This is a genomic window from Paenibacillus contaminans (genome assembly GCF_003285015.1).
Taxonomy (GTDB): Bacteria; Bacillota; Bacilli; order Paenibacillales; family NBRC-103111; genus Paenibacillus_V; species Paenibacillus_V contaminans.
This window is the reverse complement of the sequence record NZ_QMFB01000024.1, coordinates 82,032-106,071: the sequence shown is the minus strand read 5'-3', so window position 1 is coordinate 106,071 and position 24,040 is coordinate 82,032. Positions and strand designations below refer to the sequence as shown.

The 24,040-nt window shown below is 52.5% G+C and carries 14 protein-coding genes; 5 read left to right on the top strand and 9 right to left on the bottom strand.

The features are described from left to right. Positions 1–122 precede the first annotated feature (122 nt). The 5 genes from DQG23_RS30530 to DQG23_RS30510 form a co-directional block, all read right to left on the bottom strand. Complete coding sequence (locus DQG23_RS30530) at positions 123–968, bottom strand: carbohydrate ABC transporter permease (protein ID WP_158560777.1); 846 nt, start codon at positions 966–968, stop codon at positions 123–125. After that, on the bottom strand, positions 965–1,858 hold the full coding sequence (locus DQG23_RS30525) for a carbohydrate ABC transporter permease (RefSeq protein ID WP_113034826.1): 894 nt from the start codon (positions 1,856–1,858) through the stop codon (positions 965–967). The genes DQG23_RS30530 and DQG23_RS30525 overlap by 4 nt, the downstream gene beginning before the upstream one ends. 91 nt (positions 1,859–1,949) lie before the next feature. Further along, a complete protein-coding gene (locus DQG23_RS30520) occupies positions 1,950–3,308 on the bottom strand; it encodes an ABC transporter substrate-binding protein (RefSeq protein WP_113034825.1) in 1,359 nt (452 codons plus the stop codon). Positions 3,309–3,335: 27 nt separating this feature from the next. After that, a complete protein-coding gene (locus DQG23_RS30515) occupies positions 3,336–3,758 on the bottom strand; it encodes an HIT family protein (protein ID WP_113034824.1) in 423 nt (140 codons plus the stop codon). Beyond that, the gene (locus DQG23_RS30510; RefSeq protein WP_146762412.1) at positions 3,755–5,347 is read right to left on the bottom strand and encodes a LamG-like jellyroll fold domain-containing protein; all 1,593 of its coding nucleotides are present in this window, start codon (positions 5,345–5,347) and stop codon (positions 3,755–3,757) included. The genes DQG23_RS30515 and DQG23_RS30510 overlap by 4 nt, the downstream gene beginning before the upstream one ends. A 180-nt stretch (positions 5,348–5,527) precedes the next feature. On the opposite strand from DQG23_RS30510, the gene DQG23_RS30505 reads away from it, so the two are divergent. Then, positions 5,528–6,391, top strand: a complete 864-nt coding sequence (locus DQG23_RS30505; RefSeq protein WP_158560776.1) for a helix-turn-helix transcriptional regulator — start codon at positions 5,528–5,530, stop codon at positions 6,389–6,391. Positions 6,392–6,570: 179 nt separating this feature from the next. Here DQG23_RS30505 and DQG23_RS30500 read toward each other — a convergent pair whose 3' ends face one another. From DQG23_RS30500 to DQG23_RS30485, 4 genes are all read right to left on the bottom strand, one after another. Continuing rightward, on the bottom strand, positions 6,571–8,202 hold the full coding sequence (locus DQG23_RS30500; protein ID WP_113034821.1) for an extracellular solute-binding protein: 1,632 nt from the start codon (positions 8,200–8,202) through the stop codon (positions 6,571–6,573). Between the two features lie 50 nt (positions 8,203–8,252). Beyond that, positions 8,253–9,137 (bottom strand): carbohydrate ABC transporter permease, encoded by an 885-nt coding sequence (locus DQG23_RS30495; RefSeq protein ID WP_113034820.1) that lies wholly within the window; start codon positions 9,135–9,137, stop codon positions 8,253–8,255. Between the two features lie 11 nt (positions 9,138–9,148). After that, entirely contained in the window at positions 9,149–10,072 is a 924-nt protein-coding gene (locus DQG23_RS30490) for an ABC transporter permease (protein ID WP_238178121.1), read from the bottom strand. A gap of 413 nt (positions 10,073–10,485) precedes the next feature. After that, positions 10,486–12,783, bottom strand: coding sequence for an ATP-dependent helicase (locus DQG23_RS30485; RefSeq protein WP_113034818.1), 2,298 nt, complete (start codon positions 12,781–12,783; stop codon positions 10,486–10,488). 259 nt (positions 12,784–13,042) lie between these two features. On the opposite strand from DQG23_RS30485, the gene DQG23_RS30480 reads away from it, so the two are divergent. From DQG23_RS30480 to DQG23_RS30460, 4 genes are all read left to right on the top strand, one after another. Continuing rightward, positions 13,043–13,684, top strand: a complete 642-nt coding sequence (locus tag DQG23_RS30480) for a LytTR family DNA-binding domain-containing protein (RefSeq protein WP_113034817.1) — start codon at positions 13,043–13,045, stop codon at positions 13,682–13,684. Between the two features lie 385 nt (positions 13,685–14,069). Further along, positions 14,070–15,581, top strand: a complete 1,512-nt coding sequence (locus DQG23_RS30475) for an acetyl-CoA hydrolase/transferase family protein (protein WP_113034816.1) — start codon at positions 14,070–14,072, stop codon at positions 15,579–15,581. A gap of 482 nt (positions 15,582–16,063) precedes the next feature. Continuing rightward, positions 16,064–20,977 (top strand): DUF2341 domain-containing protein, encoded by a 4,914-nt coding sequence (locus DQG23_RS30465; protein ID WP_113034814.1) that lies wholly within the window; start codon positions 16,064–16,066, stop codon positions 20,975–20,977. 69 nt (positions 20,978–21,046) lie between these two features. After that, a complete protein-coding gene (locus DQG23_RS30460) occupies positions 21,047–23,794 on the top strand; it encodes an FG-GAP repeat domain-containing protein (protein ID WP_113034813.1) in 2,748 nt (915 codons plus the stop codon). Positions 23,795–24,040 lie beyond the last annotated feature (246 nt).

Sequence of the window (24,040 nt, the reverse complement as noted above, 5' to 3'; positions counted from 1 at the left end):
CTATTATAACGCAATTTAAGCAACAAACAGCCACTCTCGCTCGAGCGGCTGCTTGACTTCCCTATTCGTCTGTTAAAGACGGCTATAACCTCGGAATTTTATGCCGCCGTACCGGCACCGGCTTATTCTTTGACCGCCCCCATCGTTAATCCTTTTACAAAATACTTCTGCAAGGCGATGAATATAATCATCAGCGGAATCGCGCCGATCGTCCCCCCTGCCATAGCTAAACCGTAATTGATGGTTGGCGAATTACCGACCGGGTTTCTGGATATGACCGAAATGCCAATATTTATTGTCCACGAGTGAATATCCTTAAGGACGATCAATTGCCACATAAAATCATTCCACGCCGTTAAAAACATAATGACGGCAAGCGCCGTGATCGACGGTTTAACCAAAGGAATAATGATCCGGGTAAAAATCACCGGTTCCGATGCGCCGTCAATTTTTGCCGACTCCAGAAGCTCATTCGGTATGGACTGGATGAATTGCCGCATCATAAAAATGCCGTAAGGCCACACGACAAGCGGTATAATCGCTCCGAATATATTATCCATCAATCCGAACTTAAGCACCGTTAGAAATAGCGGAATTAAGGAAGCTTGCTTAGGGAGCATCATCGTAATCAGAATGGAGACGAACAAGATGGATTTGAACGGAAAGCTCTTTTTGCTGAACGCATAACCCATCATGGTGCAAATAAGGATGCAAAATACGGTTGTAAGCGCGCTAATCGCAAAGCTATTCATAAGCCATGACAAGACGGGAAAGCTTCCGTTAAACAACGTCTTATAGTTTTCCAGCGTCGGCGCAAGCGGAATCAGCTCCGGGGGCACCTGCATGGTTGACTTCATTTGTTTAAATGATCCTGTAACCATCCAATATAGAGGTCCTACACATACCATAGCGAATAAAGCGACCAGCGCAATCAAGCCCGCCCGGCCTGTCCATAACATACGCTTCATGCCCGCTCTCCTCTCTCCGAAAACAAATACCATGAAAGCAGAGCAAACACGGATATGATCAGAACAAGAATCATCCCTTCTGCAGAAGCGCCGCCGTAGTCCCCGCGGACAAAAGCTCTTTTGTACATATCGAAAACGAGCGTCGTCGTACTGTTAAAGGGACCGCCGTCAGTCAGAAGATACACCACTTCCCAGATCTGAAAGCTGAATATGAGCTGCGTGATGACAACGAAGGCGGTAATGGACTTTAACATCGGCAATGTAATCCGGAAGAAAATCCGTACCGGCGACGCGCCGTCAATTTTCGCAGCCTCATATAGAGTTGGCGAAATGGTCCCGAGTGCTGCCACAAATATAATGATTAACGTTCCGCACGTCCATGTTAATACGACAAAGCTGGCGGAATTGAGAGCAGTCGATACATTGGCCAGCCAATAAACCGGCTCCGCCCCGAAAAGGGAAAGCAAATAATTGAGAATCCCGTATACCGGGTGGTAAATCCAGAGCCAAATAGCGGAAACGATAACTCCGCCTACAACATTCGGGAGGAAGAAGGCGCCTCTGAATATCGATTGCATCCAGTTGCGCATGGGAAAGATGGTTACTGCAATCAATAAGGATACCGCTGTGCTGGTCGGGGTAATAATCAAGGCGAATTTAATGGAATTCATAACGCTGGCGCGAAAGACCGAATCCGCAAACAGATCTGTATAATTACGAAATCCTACAAAAGTCTGCTTCACCAAATTATAGTCATAGAAGCTAATTACGAACGTCCGGATCATCGGTATGAAATTGAAGATAAGGAAGATCACATATCCCGGCAAAATGAAATAATATGCCCACCGCTCCTTTACCATGATCCGAACGAATCTGACCAGATACGCCATTGCATTCCCTCCTGGAGGACAGTTCCTTGCTAAGCGCGATTGTCCCTGTTGCTCGAATGGAATGCCAGGGACAATCGCTGAACGGAGTTCTTTACCTTGTTAATATTTTGTTAACCTCGGCTTCAAACCATTTCAATGCTTCTTCCGGCGTTTGATGCTTGGTAAATAACGCTTGATTCATATTTTTGTAGAGCTCTCTAATGTCGGCATACTGGCTTAGTCCCTGGCCGATATTCATAATGCCTTCCTGGCTCATCAGCTTGTAAACGGCTTGCTGCTCGGCGGAAAGATTCATTTTATCCATCTGGCTCTTTCTTAGAGGGAAGGAATTGCGAGCGGCTGCGAGAATAGGTCCCCACTGCTCGGAAACGTATTTGGCAAACTTGGCGGATTCCTCGACGACTTTCGGGTCTTTGTTCTCGAATACGATCAGATTATCGGTAAACACGCCCATCGGGGAGCTTTTCTTGTCCGCAGGGGCGGGATAGGCAACGTAATAAACCTCAAACCCTTTCTCCTTGCCCATCGATTCAAAAACAGGCACCTCCGGCGCAATCGCCAGCTGCTGCTTCTCGAACAGCGCCCACATGTCATCATCGGTTAACGCGGCGGGGGCAGGCACCGCCAAACCTTGATCGAGAAGACTTAAAATAAATTGAGTCCCTTTCACGCCCTCAGGACTATTCAAGGCCGCTTTACTGAAATCCGGGCTGTTAAACATTTGCGCGCCGAACGGCCATAAGTAGCCCATAATCGATTCGGCGGCGCTTTGCGTTTTGGCAAACAGAATCGTGGAATACACATTAGGAGGCGAGTTTATCGCCTTTAATGCTTTTACATATTCATCCGTCGTCCATTTGCGAACGCTCGGATCGGGAAGCAGATTGACCAAGCCCGCCTTCTCGAACAGTGTCTTATTGATCGCCATCACTTTAGGCGTCGTGTAAACGGGTATCCGCCACAAATCCCGCTCAGGGAGCGAACCGGCAATGAAATCCGAACGTTCGTCCGCAGACAAATAGCCGTCCAGCGCTGCCGTTAATCCCATCCCGCGGTACTTGGCCGATCTGCCCTCCGAATCGAACAATACGTTAGGCAGCTTGCCGCTTGCTATTTCCACATCCAACTGCTGCGTCGTTCCGTCCGCCGCATTAAGCGACAGCACATCGAAGGTGACATGCGGATTCAGTTTCGTGTACTCGTCTGCGATCAGCCGGAGATAGTCTCCTACATTTGCGGTACGATCCTCAAAGCCTGGAATTTTCGTCAAGTTGGAATACCCTTGTCCTACGAGCTTCAGCTTAATCTTCGACTTCGTGTCGGAGCCGCTCTGGCTTCCGTTTGTGTTCGCCGGAGAATTGGAAGCGTCCTTCGAACAGCCTGCCAGAACGAATACGATCAATCCGACAACCGCTATGATTGCATACATCCCTGCCCTAAACGTTCTCATTCTATATGCACCCCTTTAGCTTGCTGTTTACAAATGCGCCTTAAGTTTGTCAATGATCGATTGATATTGTTCTTCCGTTAAAAATTTTTTCTTCCCTTCTTCTCCGGTCAACTCGAAAGGCCATCCCCACATTTTTCCCGCGCGTGTCTTAGGTACAAGATGGAAGTGAATATGAGAGTCAATATCCCCATATACCGCATAATTAATCTTATCGGGCGAGAAGACATGCTGTATCGCTTGGGCTACTTTGGCAACATCCTTCATATACCCGGCCAGTTTCTCGTCATCCAGTTGGAACAGCTCCGTCTTGTGGATGTCCAGAACGACATAACAGCGACCCGGATATTCCTGCTCATTATTGAGATATACTCGGGAATGCGCTAGAATCGCCACTTCTTTCATGTAATCCTTATACTCTTCCGTGCAGTAAAAGCAATTGTTTGGGTTCATTTGCCGCCGGCTCCCTTGCTTGAATTTTCTTCGCCTTCCAGCGCTGCATCAAACAGCCTGACATTCCGGATTTGCCCCGAAAATACGCTTTGCGGTCCGGAGCCGATTACCATCGGCACGGTATTCGGAATGAAGTCGCACTCATTGGATACGTCGACGGAAGAAACCGGCTCGTCGTCGAGATATAAAGATAATTTCTTGCCATCGTACGAAATGGCTGCTTGATGCCATCCGTCGGACAAGGAATGATCAAACGTGGCGAGAGGATCGTTGTACAGACTCCATACTTTTCCGCTCGGCAGCGTGCCTGCGTACAGCCCTCCATTGAAAACGGCCATCGACCACACCCTGCGGTATTTAATATCGGGATGCGGAGGCTCCAGCTCGGCAAGCAGCTCCCATTGACGATCTCCTTTGAAGCCATACACTTGCCCGCTTGGCAAAGTGCCTCCATAAAGCTTTCCGTTCAGCACGGAAATCCCCATAACCTCCATTTCCGAGCCCATCAGGCCGTAATCGCTCCACTCCGTTCCGCCTTCGTAACGCAGCATGCGCCCTTCATGCCAAACGCCCATCAGCAGCTCGTTATGAAACGTCGAGAAGCAATAAACCTGGTCAACCTTAGGCGCTGTCCCGCAATATTCCCACGGCGTATTCAAGGTTCTGCGATACACCCCTCCGCTTTGATTGCAGCCGATGTATAGATAACCCTGGTGAACGCTCACGGTCATCGTTCTCAGATCGGCCCCCGGAGCGCCGAGCGCTTGGCACGCTCCCTCCTCGTCATAGGCAAATACCCCATGAGGATAATAAGACATGGCAATCAATCGGTCCTGATAGACGGTTAGAGACCCTACGCTGTCCGAATCCGGAACCGGCAGTTCAGCGAAAAACGACCACTCCCGCCCGCCCTCATACCGATAAATCTTGCCGCCAGGCTCCTGATTCGGAGACTCCGGAAGCAGGGATCCCGCCGCCTTGTAACGCATCGTACCCGCGTACAGCCTGCCCTTCCATTCAACTAGCGACCAGACGGAGTTGCTTTGATCCGGGTGCCCGCAATCCGTCCATTCACCCGCTTCTTGATCAAGCCGGTATACATGACCGAGACGATCCTTCTCGTCATCGAAAATGCCTGCATACAGAGATTCATTGTATACGCATAACGTACAAACCAGTCTGCCGTTGCCCGGGCTTCCCCAATCCTTCCACGTATGCTTCGGCGTTTGGTTGCTCCAGCCGAATTGAAGATTCCGCCAATTGGACTGTGTTGAAGTCACTCCCGTTTGCGTAAGCACGGAAAGATGCCATCCGCTCATCGTATCCCTCGAATAGCGGCTGACAAGACCGCCCGGAAGGAACCCGTCCGCATCATTAATTTTGAATTCCAGCGATAGACTGAACGGGCGGGAACCATCCGTTTCCTGAAGCGCCGGAAGCTCAATAAACGATTGCCGGCCGTCAAAGACAGCGCTTTCATTAAACTTAATATTTTCCGCCTTCCCGTGACGGCCATACTTACTGGCATCTTCGCCATTTTCTATCATAGGCCAATAACCGATTGGTTCTCTTCCAGTATGGATACTCAACTTTCATCTTCCTTTCCAAATCGTAAATGGTATTGCGGATATACTAGCCGCTGCACGGTCAAGGGAGAACGGCGTCGGCAGCCGAGCTTGGAGCGTAGTCCTGCTTTCTTGTCCGAGCGGCTTCCGCCCCCCTTCCCATTGGTGTACTATGAAGACATCATGGAATGGAGTGATCCTCATATGGGGTATGAACATCTGAACATTAAAGTCGGCATCGGATATTTATTGTTTGATTTGCTGCTTGATTCGGTGCTCGAGCCGGTATCCGTGGACAAGCGGTTGGACAAGCACAACCATTTCGCTTTTGAATTGCATTACTTCATTTCAGGGTCGGGCACGATGATCGTGGAGCATCAGTCTTTCCAGATTGAGCCTTGTTCGGTTCATCTGATAGGCCCCGGAGTTTACCATCAAATTCAGGATAACCCAAGCAGCCCTACCACACGGTTCAACACGCAGTTCATGTTCAGCCATGCGAAGGTCGAAGACCGCTACTCCTCCCGGATCGAAAGCGACGAGATTTTTCAGGTTCTGTCCGATATCCGCTACGTCCAGTTCAATGACGACGGGGGCATATCTCGCTTTTTCGAATCGATTCGCAGCGAACTGGAAATCCCTTCCTCTGGAAGATATACGTATATTCAAAGCCTGTTTACTCAGATGCTTGTTCGTCTTGTCCGCTCCATCCGTCCAAATACCGAAACCCGGAACGAACTACCCAATAAGCCGGTTGACGACTTGCGAACGCGCATCATCGACATTTACTTCAATGGATACAAGCATCATATTACGCTCGACGGCCTCGCTTCGCAGTTGAATCTGAGCGTCAAGCAGACGAATCGGATACTGAAAAAATATTACAATACCACCTTCAAGCAGAAGCTTCTGGACACCCGCATCGAAGTAGCCAAGGACCTATTGCGTCATAAAAACTGGTCGATTCAGCGAATCGGCGAAGAAGTCGGTTATTCGACATTGAAGAGCTTTTATGAAGCCTTTGTAAATCGGACGGGCGTCTCGCCGAGCCGGTACCGGAAAACTTGACGAGCGGCCACCCGTTTGTGAGCTATTATATCGAAGAAAAATTAAGGCTGAAACGACCAAAAAGGACCTCTTTTGCAAGCAGAGGTCCAAAAACACCCTATGGATGGGAGGCTAAAGAACAGCCCCCCTTTTTTTCGGTTATTCCCAATCATCTTGAAGTCGAGCAACTATTGCGGCTCTTACTTGCTTTTGCTGTAGCGGTCATATGCCGCTTGATACACTTTCAAGTACTCGGCAACGCCCATATTTTTGACGGTGGTCACGTATTTGTCCCAGTCGTCGAGCGACGCCGCGCCGGTAACGAACTTCGCTTCCATCTCCGCGATGTACGTATGGATGTCCCCGCCTTTGGTCTTCATGAACTCCGACTCTTCCTCCGTGAAGTTGAAGTTGTACCAGAGCTCCTTGATGGCGTGCGGCTCCGCCTTTTTGCCCGCTTCGATCGATTCCGGCAGCGTTTCCGACCCTTTGAAATATTTCTCCTGCACGTACCCCGGGTAGCTGCCGCCCATCCAGGTCACGTACTTGGTCAGCGCTTGGTCCATCGTCAGGCCGGCCGGATTTTTCTTGATTTCGTCGACGTATTCGAGCTTGCCGTCCGCCGTTTTCGTATAGCTGACTCCTTCGACGCCCATGAAGTAGAACTGCGCGCCTTCGTCGCCGTAAAAGTTGTCGATCCAACGAATCGTCGCTTCCGGATTTTTATTTTTGTCCGTGATGACGAACGCGCCCGGCCATACCATCGGCACTTTGATGTGCGTGTACAGCTGATCGCCGTTCGGCCCTTTCAACGCGCCTAAGCCGAAGTAACCTTCGCCGTTGAACTGCGTCTTCGGATTCGGGTTGATCGTCGAGCCGAGCACCCCTTTGCCTCCCTTGGCGTACAGCTCATTGCCCTTCTGCGTAAACACGTCCTTGTCGATCAAGCCTTCCGCATAAAGCTTGCGAACATATTCCAGGACGCCCTTGAAGTTATCGCTCAGACGGTAAAAACGCAGCTCGTTCGTCTTCGGATCAACATCGACATGCTTATGCCCGAGTCCGCGCGTGCCGACGCCCCAGGCTCCCATGATTTGGTCCATAAGCGGTCCGATGCCCGTGCCGCTGTAAGGAATTTCATCCGCCTGTCCGTTCCCGTTCAGATCGGTCGATTTGACGGCCTTCAAATAATTGTACAGCTCCTCCGTCGTTTGCGGCTCCTTCATGTTGAGCTTGTCCAGCCATTCCTGCTTCACCCAGAGCGGCGTCCCGATCAGCATCGGGAGAAATTCCGGACTATAGAAGGACGGGAACGAGTAAATATTTCCGTCCGGCATCGTGAGCGCTTTGCGCAGGTCCGGGTGCTTGTCCATCAGCTTCTTCAGATTCGGGGCATACGTATCCAAATAATCGTTCAGCTTGAGAAAAACGCCCTGGCTTCCGTATTTCATCAGATCCGCCGCAGGCACCCTTGCCGAATAAAAAGCGTCCGGGTAATCCCCGTTGGCCAGCGCAAGATTGCGCTTCTCCGTCAAGCTTTCGAAAGGTATGAACTGGAAGTTGACCTTGACGTTCGTTTGCTTGGCATATTCGCTCCATACGAGCCTTTCCTCGAACTTGTTGCTGCCGTTCGTCGCCGCAAGTCCGGTAAAAAACGTCAGCTCGATCGGCTCCTTCGCGATCGGCATGCCGCTTGCATTTACGTTTTGCGGCGCTTTGTCGGGAGCGCCTGTAGAAGCTGTATCCGAATCCTTCGTATTTCCGCATGCCGCGAGCAAGCTGATCGCCATGACGGAGCTTACGGATAGTGCAGTCCATTGTTTGAATCTCATTGGTGTCGATTCCTCCTACGTATGTTTGTTGCGATATATGCTATAGGGTGTCAGCCCTTTATAGCTCCGATCATGACGCCTTTGACGAAATATTTTTGCAGCAGCGGGTAAAGCACCAGAATCGGCAAATTCGCGATGACGACGACAGCGTATTTGACAAGCTCTTCGTCCATGATCGTCTGGGCGTGCGAGCTGTCGCCGATGCTGACCATCTCCTCCATTTGTCCCTGGATCAAAATTTCCCGCAAAATCAGCTGAAGCGGATAAGCGGCCCGGTCGGTCAAATAAATAAGCGCGTTGAAATACGCGTTCCAGTGGCCGACGCTGTAGAACAGCACCATCACCGCCAAAATCGGTATCGATAGCGGAAGCACGATCCGCCACAAAATCCGCCAATCGGAGCAGCCGTCGATCGCAGCCGCCTCCTGAATTTCGTTCGGAATGCTCGATTGGAAAAACGTCCGCATGATGATGATGTTCCAGATCGAGACCGCACTCGGGATAATAAGCGCCCAGAACGTATTGAGCATGCCGAGCTGCTTGACCAGCATGTAGCTGGGGATGAGCCCGCCGCTGAAAAACATCGTGAACACCATCAATCCCATAATCAAGTTGCGTCCGGCGAAATCGCGCCTGGACAGCGGGTAAGCCGCCATGACCGTCATGACCAGATTGATCGCGGTTCCCGCCGCGGTATAGAAAATCGTGTTGCCATAGCTGTTCAGCAATTCCTTGTTATCCAGCACCTTGCTGTAGCCCTTCCAGGTTATATCCTTGGGCAGCAGCCACATGTCCCCGTTCAGAACATGCGCCGGATTGCTGACGGACGCGCTCAGGACGAACACGAGCGGATATAGCACGATCAGCGAGACTATGGCGAGAAGCGCGATATTCACGCCATCGAACCATTTGTCCCCTAAGCTTCGGGTTTCCATCGAATTCCTCCTTACCACAGGCTGACTTGATTGACTTTTTTGGCGATCCGGTTGACCGTCAGCAGCAAAATGAAATTGACGAGCGAGTTGAACAGCCCCACCGCTGCGGAAAAGCTGTACTGCGCCCCCAAAATGCCGCTCCGGTACACGTAAGTCGAGATAACGTCCGAGCTCTCGTTGTTCAGCGAGTTCTGCATGAGGAACACCTTCTCGAAGCCGACGCCCATAAGCGTGCCGATATTCAATATGAGCAAAATGACGATCGTCGGGCGAATGCCCGGCAAATTGACATGCCAGATCCGCTGCATGCGGGACGCTCCGTCCACCCTCGCCGCTTCGTGAAGCTGCGGGTCGATGCCGGCAAGCGCGGCCAAATAAATGATCGAGCTCCAGCCCATTTGCTGCCAAACGCCGGAGAACACGTAAATCGTTTTGAACCATTCGGGCTGCGTCATGAACGGGATCGGCTCGCCGCCGAGCGCTTTAATGGCCGTGTTGACAAGACCGCTGTTCGGCGACAGGAACATCATCACCATCCCGACGACTACGACGGTCGACAAGAAGTGCGGCGCGTACGTCACCGTCTGCACGAATTTCCGGTATCCTTTTAGACGCACCTCGTTGATCATCAACGCCAAAATAATCGGCACGGGGAAACCTACGGCCAGCTCGTACAGGCTGATTCCAAGCGTGTTCCGGATAAGCCTCCAGAAAAAATAGCTTTCGAAGAAGCGCTCGAAGTGCTTAAAGCCTACCCAAGGGCTTCCCCAGATGCCTTTGGTCGCGATGAAATTTTTGAAGGCGATCTGCACCCCGTACATCGGCCAATAATGAAAAACGAGAAAATAAACGACCACGGGCGCTATCAGCAAATAAAGCTGCCAATGCTTGCGGAGCGCTCTAACGAACGCGCTTCGTCTTTTTGTAACCGTCAAGGCCGGCGTATGCCGGAGTTGCGCTTGCTCCAAAGTGAATTCCTCCCTGAACGTCGATTTCCGATACGCCAAAAAAAGACGATAAAAAAACCAAAAGCCAAGCAGCCCTTTTCGCCTTCACGCGAAAATTGCGTCTTCTCTTCTGGGGTTTCTCATCGTCTCCACCCAAAACTATTCAGTTCTTTTCATCGTTTTCGCCTAAATCTGCTGCGAACGAAAGAACGGCCGTCTAGTCATTCCGTAAACCAACCTGCACTGTCTGTGCCGTCCGTTCCGCTGCATAGGAAAGCTCTCTTGGTGTTTGACGTTGATGCTGCGCTTAAATAAAAGCATACAGCCGAACTATTAGCGGAGAATCAAACGCACGTAAAGAAATTGTAAAGGCCGGCTGTTTGAGAACAGCCGACCTTCGTTTAATGATCCGCAGCCGGCTCCAAAACCCCCAGCTCGATACACGCTTCTATAGAGAGAATCTTCAGTCCCGTCTTGAACCGGATATGGGCGAAATCGCCGTCGAGCTTCGCCACTTCCCCGCGGCCGAAAGCCCGATGCGTAACGGCCGCTCCCGGCGTCAGCCGCGATCTATGCCTGATCGCATTCGGATTATAGGCGGCCTTCGGCTTCGCTGTTTTCGACACGCGGGGAACTGCGGTTCCCGAGCCTTTCGTTTGTCCGGATTCGCCGCGCCGGTTATCGGACGCCCGCATACTCTGCTTGGAAGAAGCGGACGGCTTGACCTGCGGCGGGTCCTGAATATGGCGGACGTTCGTCATAAAGCGGGACTCCCTTACTTTCGCCCCGTCTCTCATCGTATAAGACAATAATTCCAAATGCGTCTTGGCCCTCGTCATCCCGACATAAAAAAGCCGGACCGCCTCCTCCATATCGTCCCTGTCCCCGTCCTCCAGCTTCTTGATATCTTCGCTTGACGGAATGACGCCGTCGATCAAATCGATCATAAATACGTGCTCGAACTCCAAGCCTTTGGTGCTATGAAACGTGGAAAGCGTAACGGCATTGGCGTGCTTGTTGAATCTGGACGTCTTCAAGGCGGACGCCAGATGATTCAGCCTCTTCGCGAAATCCTCCATCGTTTCGAGACTGTCGGCAATTTCCTCGAGCGTATTCAATATGCCTAGCAAGTACTCCTTCCGGAAGCCGAGCCGCTCGCACATTTTTTCGATCGCCTTCTCGTACCCGAGCTTCTGGCGAACCGTACGGATAACGGCGAGCGGAGCGCCCCCCTTCATGCTTTCGAACGTTTCCTTCACTTCCGGCAGCAGCTTGAGCTGATAGTCCTGCAGAGGGACGAAACGCAGCAAATTGTCGAAGACGGACTCCTCGTTATCGATCTCTTTAAGCGCCGCCATCTGCTTTTTGGTAATATAACCGCTGCACTTCATATGGATTTTCTCGAAAATGTCGGCACGTTTGTCCGTATACGTCATCCGCATGAAATTCAACATATCCTCGACGACCCAATGGGAGAAAAAACGATTGTCTCCGTCCTTCATATAAAAAGGAATGCCGGCCCGGTCGAACGCATTCATGAGCGAAATCGACGACGAATTGTTCCTGTACAGGACAGCGGCTTCACGAAGGTCGTCCAGCGCCGACACGCGCTCCACCAGATAGCGCGCCTGCTCGCTGTAATCGGTCAGCGTGTTCAATACAATCGGTTTATGCAAAGGATTCTCGGTGAACATGTTTTTGTCGTACCGGTTCTTGTTGCGCTTAATGAAACGGTTCGCGACATCCACTACATTTTTGGAGGAACGGTAGTTTTGCTCCATTTTCAATATAACGGCCGCAGGATAAATCCGCTTGAAATCGAGCAAATATTGCGGCTCTGCGGCTCGCCACGTATAGATGCTTTGATCGTCGTCCGCAACCACGCACAAATTGCCGTGCGCTTCGACCAGCTTTGCGATAATCGCATGCTGGACCAGCGACGTATCCTGGCTTTCGTCCGTCAGCACGTAATCGTAACGCCGCTGAAACCGCCGTTTCAGCTCCTCGTCCTTGGCGAGGGCGTCATTCGCTATGGTGAGCATGTCGTCGAAATCGATCAGCAGCTTGTCCGCCGCCGACCGCTTAAATGTCTCATAATCCTGCAGCACGCGTACGGCCTGAGGAACATCGCACTTGATCTCGGACCATCTTTCCGGAGGAAGTCCCTTGTTCTTGACGAAGCTGATGTAGGAGGTCAGCTCGTCCATCTGATCGTCGGTGATCGTTTCCCCGGCAATTCTTCTATATAAGTCCCGCAAAATCAGCTTCTTATGAAGAGGCAGGCTGCCCGGAAGGCTCTCTTGCTCCGCATCGGCATCGACTTCGCCTTCAATAATCTGATAAGCCGTTCCCGTACGGCGAAAATGCTCCCTCATCATCTCGAAGGCCAGACTGTGGATCGTCGAAAAATTCGCGCCGCCGCCGGACGGACGGACGGGAAACAGTCGCTCGAAGCGTTCCTTCATATCGTTAGCGGAAGCGCGGCTGAATGTGACGGCCTTGATGCGCGACGGATCTACGCCCTTCTCCTCGAGCAGGAAGCCGATTCTCATAATAATCGTGCTTGTTTTACCGGAGCCGGGCGAAGCCAGCAGCAGGAGCGGCCCTTCGGTACGAAGCACCGCCTGCTTCTGGACCGTATTGAGCGTTATGCCCGTTTCCTTCATTTTTCGAACGAAAAAACGTTCATTTTTGTCCATAACCGTATTATCCTTCCGCTTTTTCTGCTGTTATGGCAGCCAACCAGCGAATCTATCGTCAGCAATCTACCTATATATGCATTATAACACCAACCGCCGGGTTCCAGCCTAAGCCTCATGGTCAAAAAGCATGTTATCGGGCGATCGGGGAATAGTAAAACAAATAAAATAGTAAGGGCAAATTCACATTTTCCCCATAAAACTTGCGGATTTTTATTATATAATTATGGAAAAGAGCAGCATGCAAGAGGTGCAGGAAATGGACTTTACAATGGAATCCCTCTTTGATACGCTTGGCGAATTATTTCTGGACGAAGCATCCATCGCCGTATCGAATTTGAACGAATACATCTATTATCGGCCCAGCAAACGAATCGACCTGAAAATCAAAAAAGGCGATCCCGTCAAAGAGGGAACGATTACCCATAAAGCGCTGACCAGCAGGCAAAAGGTTGCCGAGTATATCGACCGCGACATTTTTGGCGTTCCCTATTACGGCATGGCTGCGCCGCTTATGCGCGACGGGAAGCTGGAGGGCTCCGTATCTGCCATTTTTCCGACATTGACGAACGGAAAAGCGGTCGTTACCATAAGATATAACGACGGATGGATTCCTCTCCCTTTCCCGGAAGTGATGTATTTGGAAGCGAGCGACCGGAAGACGAAGGTAGTAAGCGAACGCGTAATCGGCACCCATAAATACACGCTGAATGAATTCGATTTTCTTCTGCCGAAAGACTATTTTGTCCGCTGCCACCGTTCTTTCATCGTGAACATCAACCACATCAAAGAGATTTATCCGGATACCCATTCGACTCTGGTGCTGATTATGAAAAATAAACAAAAAATTACCGTCAGCCAAACCTATACAAGCTACTTCCGGAAATTGCTTGGCTTTTAATCGTCTTTTTGTGCTTCATACTTAAAAAACAGGGTTTCATCCTATTTTTGACCCATTTCATCCTAAAAAGCAGCTTTAGAAATGCACTTCGCTTAAAATTATTCTAAATGTCATATATTTTGTTATAAATATGGTGTAAAAGGCCAAGGATAAACGGCTTCGCCTTCATTAAGGCAGGCTCGTTTTACCGGGAAGTCGGGCAATCAGCTGCTGTTATACTTTATGAGACTTCAATAGATAAACGCCGAGCGGCGTACGAACGTTTTGCGAATCGGCTTTGGAAACATAAGCTTTGTTGCCATGCGTTTATCTGCCTAAGTACCCGTCAACGACGACATACTTTTTGTAATCGTTTCAAAAATTATAGTATCGGGAGTGGAGTTCAATGGAGAACCTTAACCGTATTAGAAATGAGAACCTTCACAATCGGGTTGTATCTGCAGAAGAAGCGGCTTCGTGGATTCAAGACGGTATGACTCTTGGCCTTAGCGGATTTACTAGAGCGGGCGACGCGAAAGCGGTTCCGCTCGCGCTCGTCGAACGCGCCAAAACCGATCCTTTGAAAGTAAACCTTTTCACAGGCGCGTCGCTTGGCTGCGACATCGATAAATTGTTCGCGGAGAACAATATGATCATCAAGCGTCTGCCTTTCCAGGCCGATGCTTCCATGCGCAAAAAAATCAACAAAGGCGAGTTCTATTTCTACGACCAGCATCTTTCGCACACCTCCGAAATGCTGCGTTCAGGAACGCTTCCGGCCATCGATATCGCGATTCTCGAAGCGCTTGCCATTACGGAAGACGGCATGATCATTCCTACGACGTCGACGGGTAATAACCTGGCATTCGCGCAAAGCGCGAAGTCGATCATCGTCGAGATCAATATGACGCAGCCGGAGCTGCTTGAAGGCGTGCATGACCTGTACGCGCCGGGCAAGCAAGGCGAGCGCGGTCCGGTTCCGATCATGAAGCCGCAAGACCGCATCGGCGTCAAAGGCATTCAAGTTGATCCGGAACGAATCCGCGGCATCGTCTTCACCGAAATCCCGGATTCGCCGTCCACGATTTTCGAGCCGGACGAAGAAACGAACATGATCGCGCAGCACCTGATCACCTTCCTGCGCAAAGAAGTGGAATCGGGACGTTTGACGAACAGCCTGGCACCGCTGCAATCCGGTATCGGCTCCGTGGCGAACGCCGTGCTGTCCGGTATGGTCAATTCCGAATTCGAGAATCTTACCGTATACTCCGAAGTGCTGCAGGACGCCGTGTTCGAGCTGCTCGACGCTGGCAAAGTCGATTTCGCTTCCTGCTGCTCCATTACGCTGTCCGCTCCTATGATGGAGAAAGTGTTCAACAATATGGAGAAATACCGCGACCGGCTCATCATGAGACCGCAGGAAATTTCCAACCTTCCGGAAGTTATCCGCCGCATGGGCTTGATCGCGATGAACACTGCGCTCGAATTCGACATTTACGGCAACGTCAACTCGACGCATGTATCCGGCACGCACATGATGAACGGCATCGGCGGCTCGGGCGACTTTGCCCGCAACTCGCGGATCTCGATCTTCGTCACGAAATCGATCGCGAAAGACGGCGCCATTTCGAGTATCGTCCCTATGGTTTCGCACGTCGATCATACGGAGCATGATGTTCAGGTCGTTGCGACAGAGCAAGGTTACGCGGATCTCCGCGGGCTGGCTCCAAGAGAGCGCGCTATGCTTATTATCGAGAACTGCGCACATCCGATGTACAAAGAACAGCTGCGCGCTTACTACGAAGAAGCACTTACAAGAGGCGGACAAACGCCGCACGTCTTGGAAAAGGCGCTTTCCTGGCACACGAACTACGCGCAAAAAGGAACTATGCTTGAAGAGAAATACCAAAACGCTTAATGCAATCGACAAACACCGGCGGTTTACCGCCGGTGTTTTTTATTGTCTAGGAAATTATACGAAGCGATTTCTGTGGATAACCGGGGGCTCCCCCAAAAGTACTCGGAATAATCTGCGCAGAATACCGTCACTTTTGGGGGACTTTGTTCTGAATAGGAGCGAGCGTCAAGCGGATGCTCTGACCCAGAGCATCTAATCCTTACTACCCCAGCTTGCATTTTGGCATATTCCACATTGGCCTCACCAGGCCCCTTCTTACCATACATCCCACTGGCGGGCTCGCAGAGTCCGTTCGTCTGCAACTTCCCGGGGAATGTTCTGAACATTCCGGGGTTTTCCATGATTGGAGCTGCTCTTATACTTTGAGGGGAAGTCTGATATTCCTAGAGTAGAAAAGGAGGGCTCGATGAACGAATAAGGCATACAGGTCAAAAGAGAAATGTAAACGCATCCAAAATATTGGTAAACGAGGAGGATGGGTTATGGCTGGTAAATGGCCAATTCGTAAAATGTTTCGCAAGCTCCAATTATTCGTTTGCGCGCTTCTGGTTTTAGCCATGCTGGTTCCGGAAGCTTCGGCTGCGGCTGAGCAGACGGGCGGAGGGAACGGTGCGGGAACGGAGGGCGTTCCGCAATCGGTGTACGGCTCCGTATATGACAGCGGACCGGTTTCGTCAGGGCTGCTCCAGGGAGTAGCCGGTTATACGGAGAGAGACACGAATCCGGCAACGGGGCAGCTTAACGGCTTCGGATATGCTTACGGATTTCAGTTGGACTACGGGTACCGCAGTATCGGAGTCGACCTCGGCTCCAAAACAACCGTTAATACGATCGAGCTAGAGGTCGAAGAGGCAAGCAACCGGGTCGAGAAAGCCGACCTGTCGCTGTACGTCAGCGATGATAACGCGACTTTCGTCAAAGTAAAGGATTGGGATTTTGTCAAAATCGACAAGAAGGTTATTTTGTACAATTTTTCGGAATCGGCGCGCTATGTTAAGATTCATAACCATTTCGACGATACCCTGGGTACCTTCTATGCGGACAATCTGCAGGATATGATCAAGGCGTACCGCTTGCCCCCAGGGCGTTTCACGGCAGGCGGGGGACAGAGCTGGCTGTTCCGCAAGCCGGTAACGGTAAGCAATCCGAATAGCGAAACGCTGTACGACAGGGCCGTTTATCTGACTAAAACGGGGCTTGGCACAGAGGAATTGATCACAGCAGGCAAGCTGCAGGCGGATTACCGCGACGTGCGGTTTGCGGATGCCAACGGCAAAGAGCTCCACTACTATATGGACGACAACGGCTTCTTCGTCCGTATTCCTCAGCTTCAAGCATCGGCAAGTGAAATCGTTTACTTCACATACGGCAACTCTAAGGCTGCTTTCCGCGGTCATGCGCAGGAGGCGCTGCAGGTCGAATACGGCAACAAGACGCTCGTCGCTCAAGATGGGGAGGTCAAGCCCTTGAGGCTGAAAGACGGCACCTTGATGATACTTGCCGGATCGAGCGACAAGGGAGTTACCTCGAAATATTCCTATGACGGGGGCAAAAACTGGACGAACCCGGAAACGCTCATTCCGCCGGTGAGCAATTCAGGCAAGTACCATTTCCCGGGCGGCGCGTATGTGGATGACGTTACGGGAGAGGTGTACCTGTTCTTCGCGGTCAATTATTACTTCGGCGCTTGGACCAGCGGCAGCACTTGTCTCGATATAAGTGTATGCCGCAACGATATGTATGTTGTAAAATCGACGAGTTTTAACGGCAAAAAGCCGGTGTTCAGCACGCCGCAGCAAATAACCGGGATCGAAACGGCGTCCGGCCATCCGATTCACTATATGGCTTCCTATACGAATCCGATCCGGTTGAGCACAGGCCGGCTGCTTGAGCCGTTCCATTATGTGATCGGAGACGACGGCACGTTCGGCGTCGGGTTCCTGTATTCGGACGATGAAGGGGCAAGCTGGCATAAGAGCGTCTCGGAGCTTTCCATTCTTTCGGTCGGCGGAGAAGGAGGCGTTACGGAGGTCGCCGTCATCGAGCTGGCCGACGGCACCGTGAAAACGTATATGCGCCAGCAGCGGGCGGATTTGTTTTACTTGGGGACGAGCTCCTCGACCGACCATGGGAGCACGTGGTCGCCAGTCGTAAACAGCGATGTGATGAGCACGAATACGTTCCCGGCCATGATCCGTGACGGAAATAACGATATCCTGCTTACCTGGTCCGGGCATAATGCGCTGGGAGGCGGCAGCTATCACCGTAACAATCTGACCGTCGCTTACAGCAATGACGAGACGGCGACCTGGCAAGCCTACAGGGATGTGCTCGGCCGAACGCGGCTTTCCACGCCGGGATGGCTGAATTTCAATGAAGCTACAACGGTCATACAAGCCGATAAGGTTCCGGCCGGTGAGGATGAATGGCTGTTTACCTGGCCGGGGCGAGTTGGAGTCTACTCGCTATTGCTTGAAGATTTCGATCGGTATTTGCGCCGCAGCCACGGGGTACTCGATGATTTTGAGTATGAGAAACCGCTGATCACACCGGATAACGGTAGCAGATTGGCTAACGATTATTGGTGGAAATCGACTGATTCCGGCGTAGTTACGACAAGCGATGCTCATGCCAAGCAAGGGTCGCGTTCTCTTCAGCTACATGATACGGTGAACGACAAAAAAGGAACGGCCGCCTCGAGACTGTTCCCCGCCGCCCGCAAGGCAAGCGTACAGTTTTCCGTATACGGGGCCAGCTTTGCGAACGATCTGTACGTGTCTCTTCAGGAAGGCTTCTCACAAAGCTGGAACGCGCTTGGCGCAGGATTCATTTTGCAGGTCGCACCTGACGGAAAGCTCCAATACACGGACACCGCTACCGATTCTTCGACTTCGGAGACGAAATTAGGGTTTGTCAATCCGGATACCGATCCGACGAAGGGCAATCTGACCTCGATCGGCATTAAGGATGGATTTGCTTTCGATTACGTAAATAGAAGCGTCGGCGCCGATCTTGCTCGTTATATGAATATTAAGGAGATTCGATTGATCAACAGCAAAGCGAACCAGACCACGAATCGGCTGGAGAAAGCAAATCTTGAGGTATATATCAGCAACTCGAATGGAGGCGACTGGACGAAAGTCGAAGGCTGGTCTTTCACCAAGCCGAATGGGAACAACATTACGATCGGATTTGAGGGCTTGTCCGTATCCGCCCGATATATCAAAGTGCATCAGAGCTATGCCGATACGAATTTTACATTCAGCGGACCGCTGCAAGAAATTATGACGGTCATTACGGACCAAAGCGCGCCGATTGTGTTCCACGAATTGCCGACACCGACTGTACTGACTGCTAACGAGTGGAATACGATCCAAATCGATTACGATTTGGATGCGACACCGGCAGCGTCGGCGGAAGTGTACGTGAATGGCGTTTTCAATGGAGCAATTGCGAAGGCGCATCCCGGTAAAACGATCAATCATCTGATGTTCTCTTCCGGCGCCGGGCTCGGAACGAACGTATTTATCGACGAAGTGATGATCCAGGACAAGTCGCTGGCGTTTCCGCTCGCAGGTCTTGTCGGTCCTGAGGAGGCTGTAGTCGAGGGGCAGGATAAGACGGCTCCGACAGTCGTTATCCTGCCGAACGGCAACGAAGCGTGGCAGAACGCGGCGTCGCCTGTCGTTACGGTGAGCGACGAATGGAGTGGCGTCGATGCAGCCAAGCTGGAGTACGCGTGGTCGCAGAGCGAGACAGCGCCAGCCGCAGGCTGGGAAACCTTTGTCAACGGCGCTGCTTTAGCAAAGAACAGTTCGGCGGCATCCGGGGACTGGTACTTGCACGTCCGTGCAGCCGATCTTGCCGGCAATATAACGGTTGCCCATTCCAAGCGGTTTCGGCTGCTAAGCCAAAACGAGTGGAGCCCGACGGCGGCAAGTATTGTGCTTACGGCGCCTGCCGCGATCCAGCAAGGCCAGACGATAACGGTAACAGGAACGGTATATGATGTTGCAGGCTTGCCGCTTGCGGGAGCAACCGTATTTTTGACAGCTTCGAAGGGTGGCATCGCTCCAAGTGCGGTAACGGACGCCAGCGGTGCGTTTACGGTACAGTTCCTAGCGCCTGCGTATAACTGCGAAATTTTAATTACTGCTTTCGTACCGGGGTCGTCGGCGTTCAAGACGACTGCCATTAAGATAACGACCGCCGGAAATGGTAACGGCAATGGCGGCAATGGCGGCAATGGCGGCAACGGGAACAACGGCGGTAATAGTGGCGGAGGCGCGTCAACCCTTGCGCCGGCGCCGAGCGCTATCGTCATTTTGAAGCCAGCCGACTTTAAGGCGGAGAATGGCGCGGTGACCGTGACGTTGGGAGCAGACAAGGAAGGCGTATCGCTGCCAGGCAATGCGGTTGATTTAATCGGTGCAGATGCAGCCCTCGTCATACAGGCAGGGGACATGAAGCTGAAAATTCCTGCAGGTGTGCTCGCTGACGCGGTTGGATTGCTGCCTGTGAACGAGCGGAATAACGGCTCGATTATCGTGAAGGTAAAACCGGTTGCGAGTTTGGCACAGCCGCATCTGATGTCGGGCAGTTCGATGTTCGAATTAATCATTGAAGCGGTCGGAGCTGATAACAAATCCAAGCGTCTCAGCACATTCGACAAAACGGTAACCGTTACGCTTCCGGCGCCGGACGTGAAAAATCCGAAGCTGGCGGGCATATATTTTATCGATGAGAACGGGACGTTCCGGCTGATCGGCGGAGCTTACTCGCAAGACGGCTATACGGCTGAACTGAGCCGACTCGGCAGGTACGGCGTTTACGAGTATACGAAGTCCTATCGCGATGTGCCGGAAAGCCACTGGGCTTACGCAATCATTCAGGAGCTCTCGTTCAAGGAAATTGCGAACGGCATGACCGACGGCACATTCGCTCCGGATCAAGCGCTGACACGTGCAGAGCTGACCGCTTTGCTCGTCAGGTCTCTAGGGCTTGGCAGCAAGCTTGCGGCGGGATCATCGCAAGCGCAGTTCCGCGATGTGAATGACGGCGACTGGTATGCGGAAGCCGTTCGGACAGCCTATGCGCTCGGGCTGGTGCAAGGAACGAGCGATGAGTCGTTCGAGCCGAACCGTACGGTTACCCGCGAAGAAATGGCGGTCATGATCGTCCGGGCCATCGAGAAACAAACGGGCGAGACTTTACCGAAAGGGGAAGCCGATTTCGCAGACCTGGAGCAAATCAGCGTCTGGGCGCAGTCTGCGGTCGGCAAAGCCTTCAAGCAGAAACTGATCGAAGGACGCGCCGAAAGGAGCTTCGTACCGGACGGAACCGCTACGCGAGCGGAAAGCGCCAAGCTGATTTTGCTGCTTACCGGTCATCTATAAGCTTGCTTCAGGGGTTGTGCCGTTAGCGGTCAACCCCTGGCAATAAACAAAAAGAGAGGCGAGGAAGACGTGAAACAAGGGGTCATCAAAGAAGCGGGGTTCGCTTCCTTCAGTCAGGGGAAGTTTGGGAATGCGGGGCAAAATCTTTATGTTTCGCATAAAGGCATTTTGCAGAGGATTCATTTATTCGATGTAAACGGAGACGGGTACATCGATTTGCCGCTGGTCAATTCGCATGATGACGACACGCGCGTTCCGGCTTACGTTCATGTCAATCCGCTGGAAAACGGCGCCCGGCGCGAATTACCGACCGAAGGGGCTTTTGCCGCCGCCGTCGGCGACTTGAATCAAGACGGGTACGATGATCTGGTCATCGGCAACCAATATAATGGCGTGACGAATTTTGTTTACGCGCAAATTTACTATGGCTCGCCCGAAGGCTACAGCACGAAGCGGATGCTGAATTTATGGGCGCCGTCCTGCAAGGATGTCGAAATCGGCGATTTCAACGGCGACGGACGGAAGGACATCGTCTTTGTCAGTCTGGAAAGGCTGCGGCTGTTTTATCAGAGCAAGGAAGGCTTCCGCACGAATGGGTACGTCGACGTGGAGCTCGATCATCCGATCGAGTCGATCGCTGCGGCCGATCTCGACGGCGACGGGTACGACGATCTGCTCGTCCGTACGACCGACAGCAGGATCGCGATCTACTGGGGCGGTCCCGAGGGCATTCGAGCGGATCGTCGCACCTGGCTGGATACGGCACTGACGGGGACGGCCGCGATCGAGACGAAGATCGATCAAGCCGCGAGCGGAGCCGGGGCGGGCAGCCTGTTTGTGTATGCGGTCCCGCAAGCTCCCCGCTTCAAGGTGCTGCGCCTCGGAGGAAGGCCGCATATATTCGTTTGCCGCGGCGAACAAGCCGTTTTCATCCCGATCCTGCAGGATCGTACAGCTGGCGCGCCCCTTGTGCTCGAGAGCGGGGCGGTAACAAGCGCCGCCGTAGGCGATGTAAACGGTGACGGCCTGGAGGATATCGTGCTGTCGTCCCGCAAGCCGGACGAGGAAGGAAAGGAATGGTCGTGGATTTATTGGGGCTCGGCAAGCGGCTACTCGAACGATAACCGGACGGCCTTCCGAACGACGAGCGCAAACGATGCCGTCGCGGCGGATCTGGACGGAAACGGCTTCGCTGACGTTATCGTTTGTCAGGACAAGACGGAGGAGATGTACACGACCGAATCATTAATCTATCGCGGCTCCCCGAGCGGTTTGGCTGACGAGCCGCTGCGGCTGGAAACGCATTGCGCCCTGGATGTGTTCGTCGCCCGCACAATGGCGGACAGCCGTCCCCAGGTTATTTTTCTCAATCATTTGTCCAACCGGATTTTGGGCGATGTGCCTACTTACATTTATTTGGGCGGTCCGGACGGCTTCTCGCCCGAGCGCAGGCTCGAATTGGCAAGCTGGGCGGCGACGGAAGCGCGGATTTGCGATTTCAACGATGACAGTTATCCGGATATTTTCATTGCTAACTGCAATGAGAACGCGATGCACCTGGACAGAGGCTCCTATATTTACTATAACGGCCCGGAAGGCTTTCAGACGGAAAACCGGGTAGAGCTGCCGACGAAATATTCGATGAACAGTTGCTGCGCCGATCTTAACCGCGACGGCTGGCTCGATCTGATTGTAGTCGGCCATGCCAACGACGAGCTGCTTATTTTCTACGGCTCGGAGAACGGGTTCACGGCAGAGCCTGTCCGCATCAAACTGATTATCGACGGCGTTGTTTATTCGCAGCCGCGGTTTATGACGCTGGCCGATTTGAATAACGACGGCTGGCTCGATCTGGTCATTCCCGATTGCGGGAAGACAGAGGATCTGCTCATTTTGTGGGGCGGTCCCGACGGGTTCTCGATCGACCGCCGCACGCTGCTGCCGGAAGGGGCAGGAATTTGTACCCGCGCAGCCGACTTGAATGGGAACGGCTGGCTCGATCTGGTCGTCGGCGGCATGAGAGGGTCCGATCCGGTAGATCCGTACCGGTCATTCGTCTATATTTACTGGGGCGGTCCGGAAGGGTACTCCAATGACAGGCGCACGCAGCTGCAGGCGCAGTTCGCCGTCGATCTTGCCATAGCCGATTTTAACAATGACGGCATTCTCGATATTTTTGTGGCCAGCTATCATGGAACGCGGACGCGTGATCTCGATTCTTACATCTATTGGGGAGAGCCCGGCGGGGATTTTTCAGAAAACAAGCGGTCGCGCCTGTTCGGCCATTCCGTTGCCGGGGCGCTGGCTGCCGATTTCAACGAAGACGGATACATCGATTTGGCTACGGCCAATCATAAAACATTCGGCAATCATCCGGGGAAGTCCTTCGTTTGGTGGAACGGCCCGGACGGCTTCTCCGAGCAGCGGGTGACCAAGCTGCCGACGATGGGGCCGCACGGGATTACGCATTCCGACATCGGCAATGTGATGGATCGCGGCCCCGAGGAGTATTATGAATCCCGGGCGATCGAGCTACCGGAAGGCTGTTCGTTGACAGGAGTATCATGGGACGCGGACATTCCGCCCAAAACATGGGTGAAGGCGCAGGTTCGCAGCGCGGCGACCGAGGAAACCTTGCGGCAGGCGCCATGGTGCGGCGCCGAAGGAGAGGGATCCTGGCTGGAGGGCAACGGTGAACGGCCAAACGTCTTGCCGCCTGGACAATGGATACAGTACCGGCTGGCGCTTGGCGCGGTCAACAGCGGCGGCACGCCGCGCATTCGCGAAGTGTCTCTCGCATACGAGCGGCAAGCGTGAACCCATTGTGGCCGATGCTGCATCCCGCATTGGCGATCATCGACGATTGCAGCGGATGACAGCGAACGATGATCATTCGATACCTTGCCCCCGCGTCTTGCCCAAGATGCGGGGCAAGTTGTTTCCGAACGCGGCCGGCGGGGAAGCAGCTTCATTTCCGCGATCAATGTTCCGGCGAGAATCAAGAGGCTGCCCGCCGCCAGACGGAAGGTGAACGCTTCATGGAGGATAAGAACGGAAAATAAC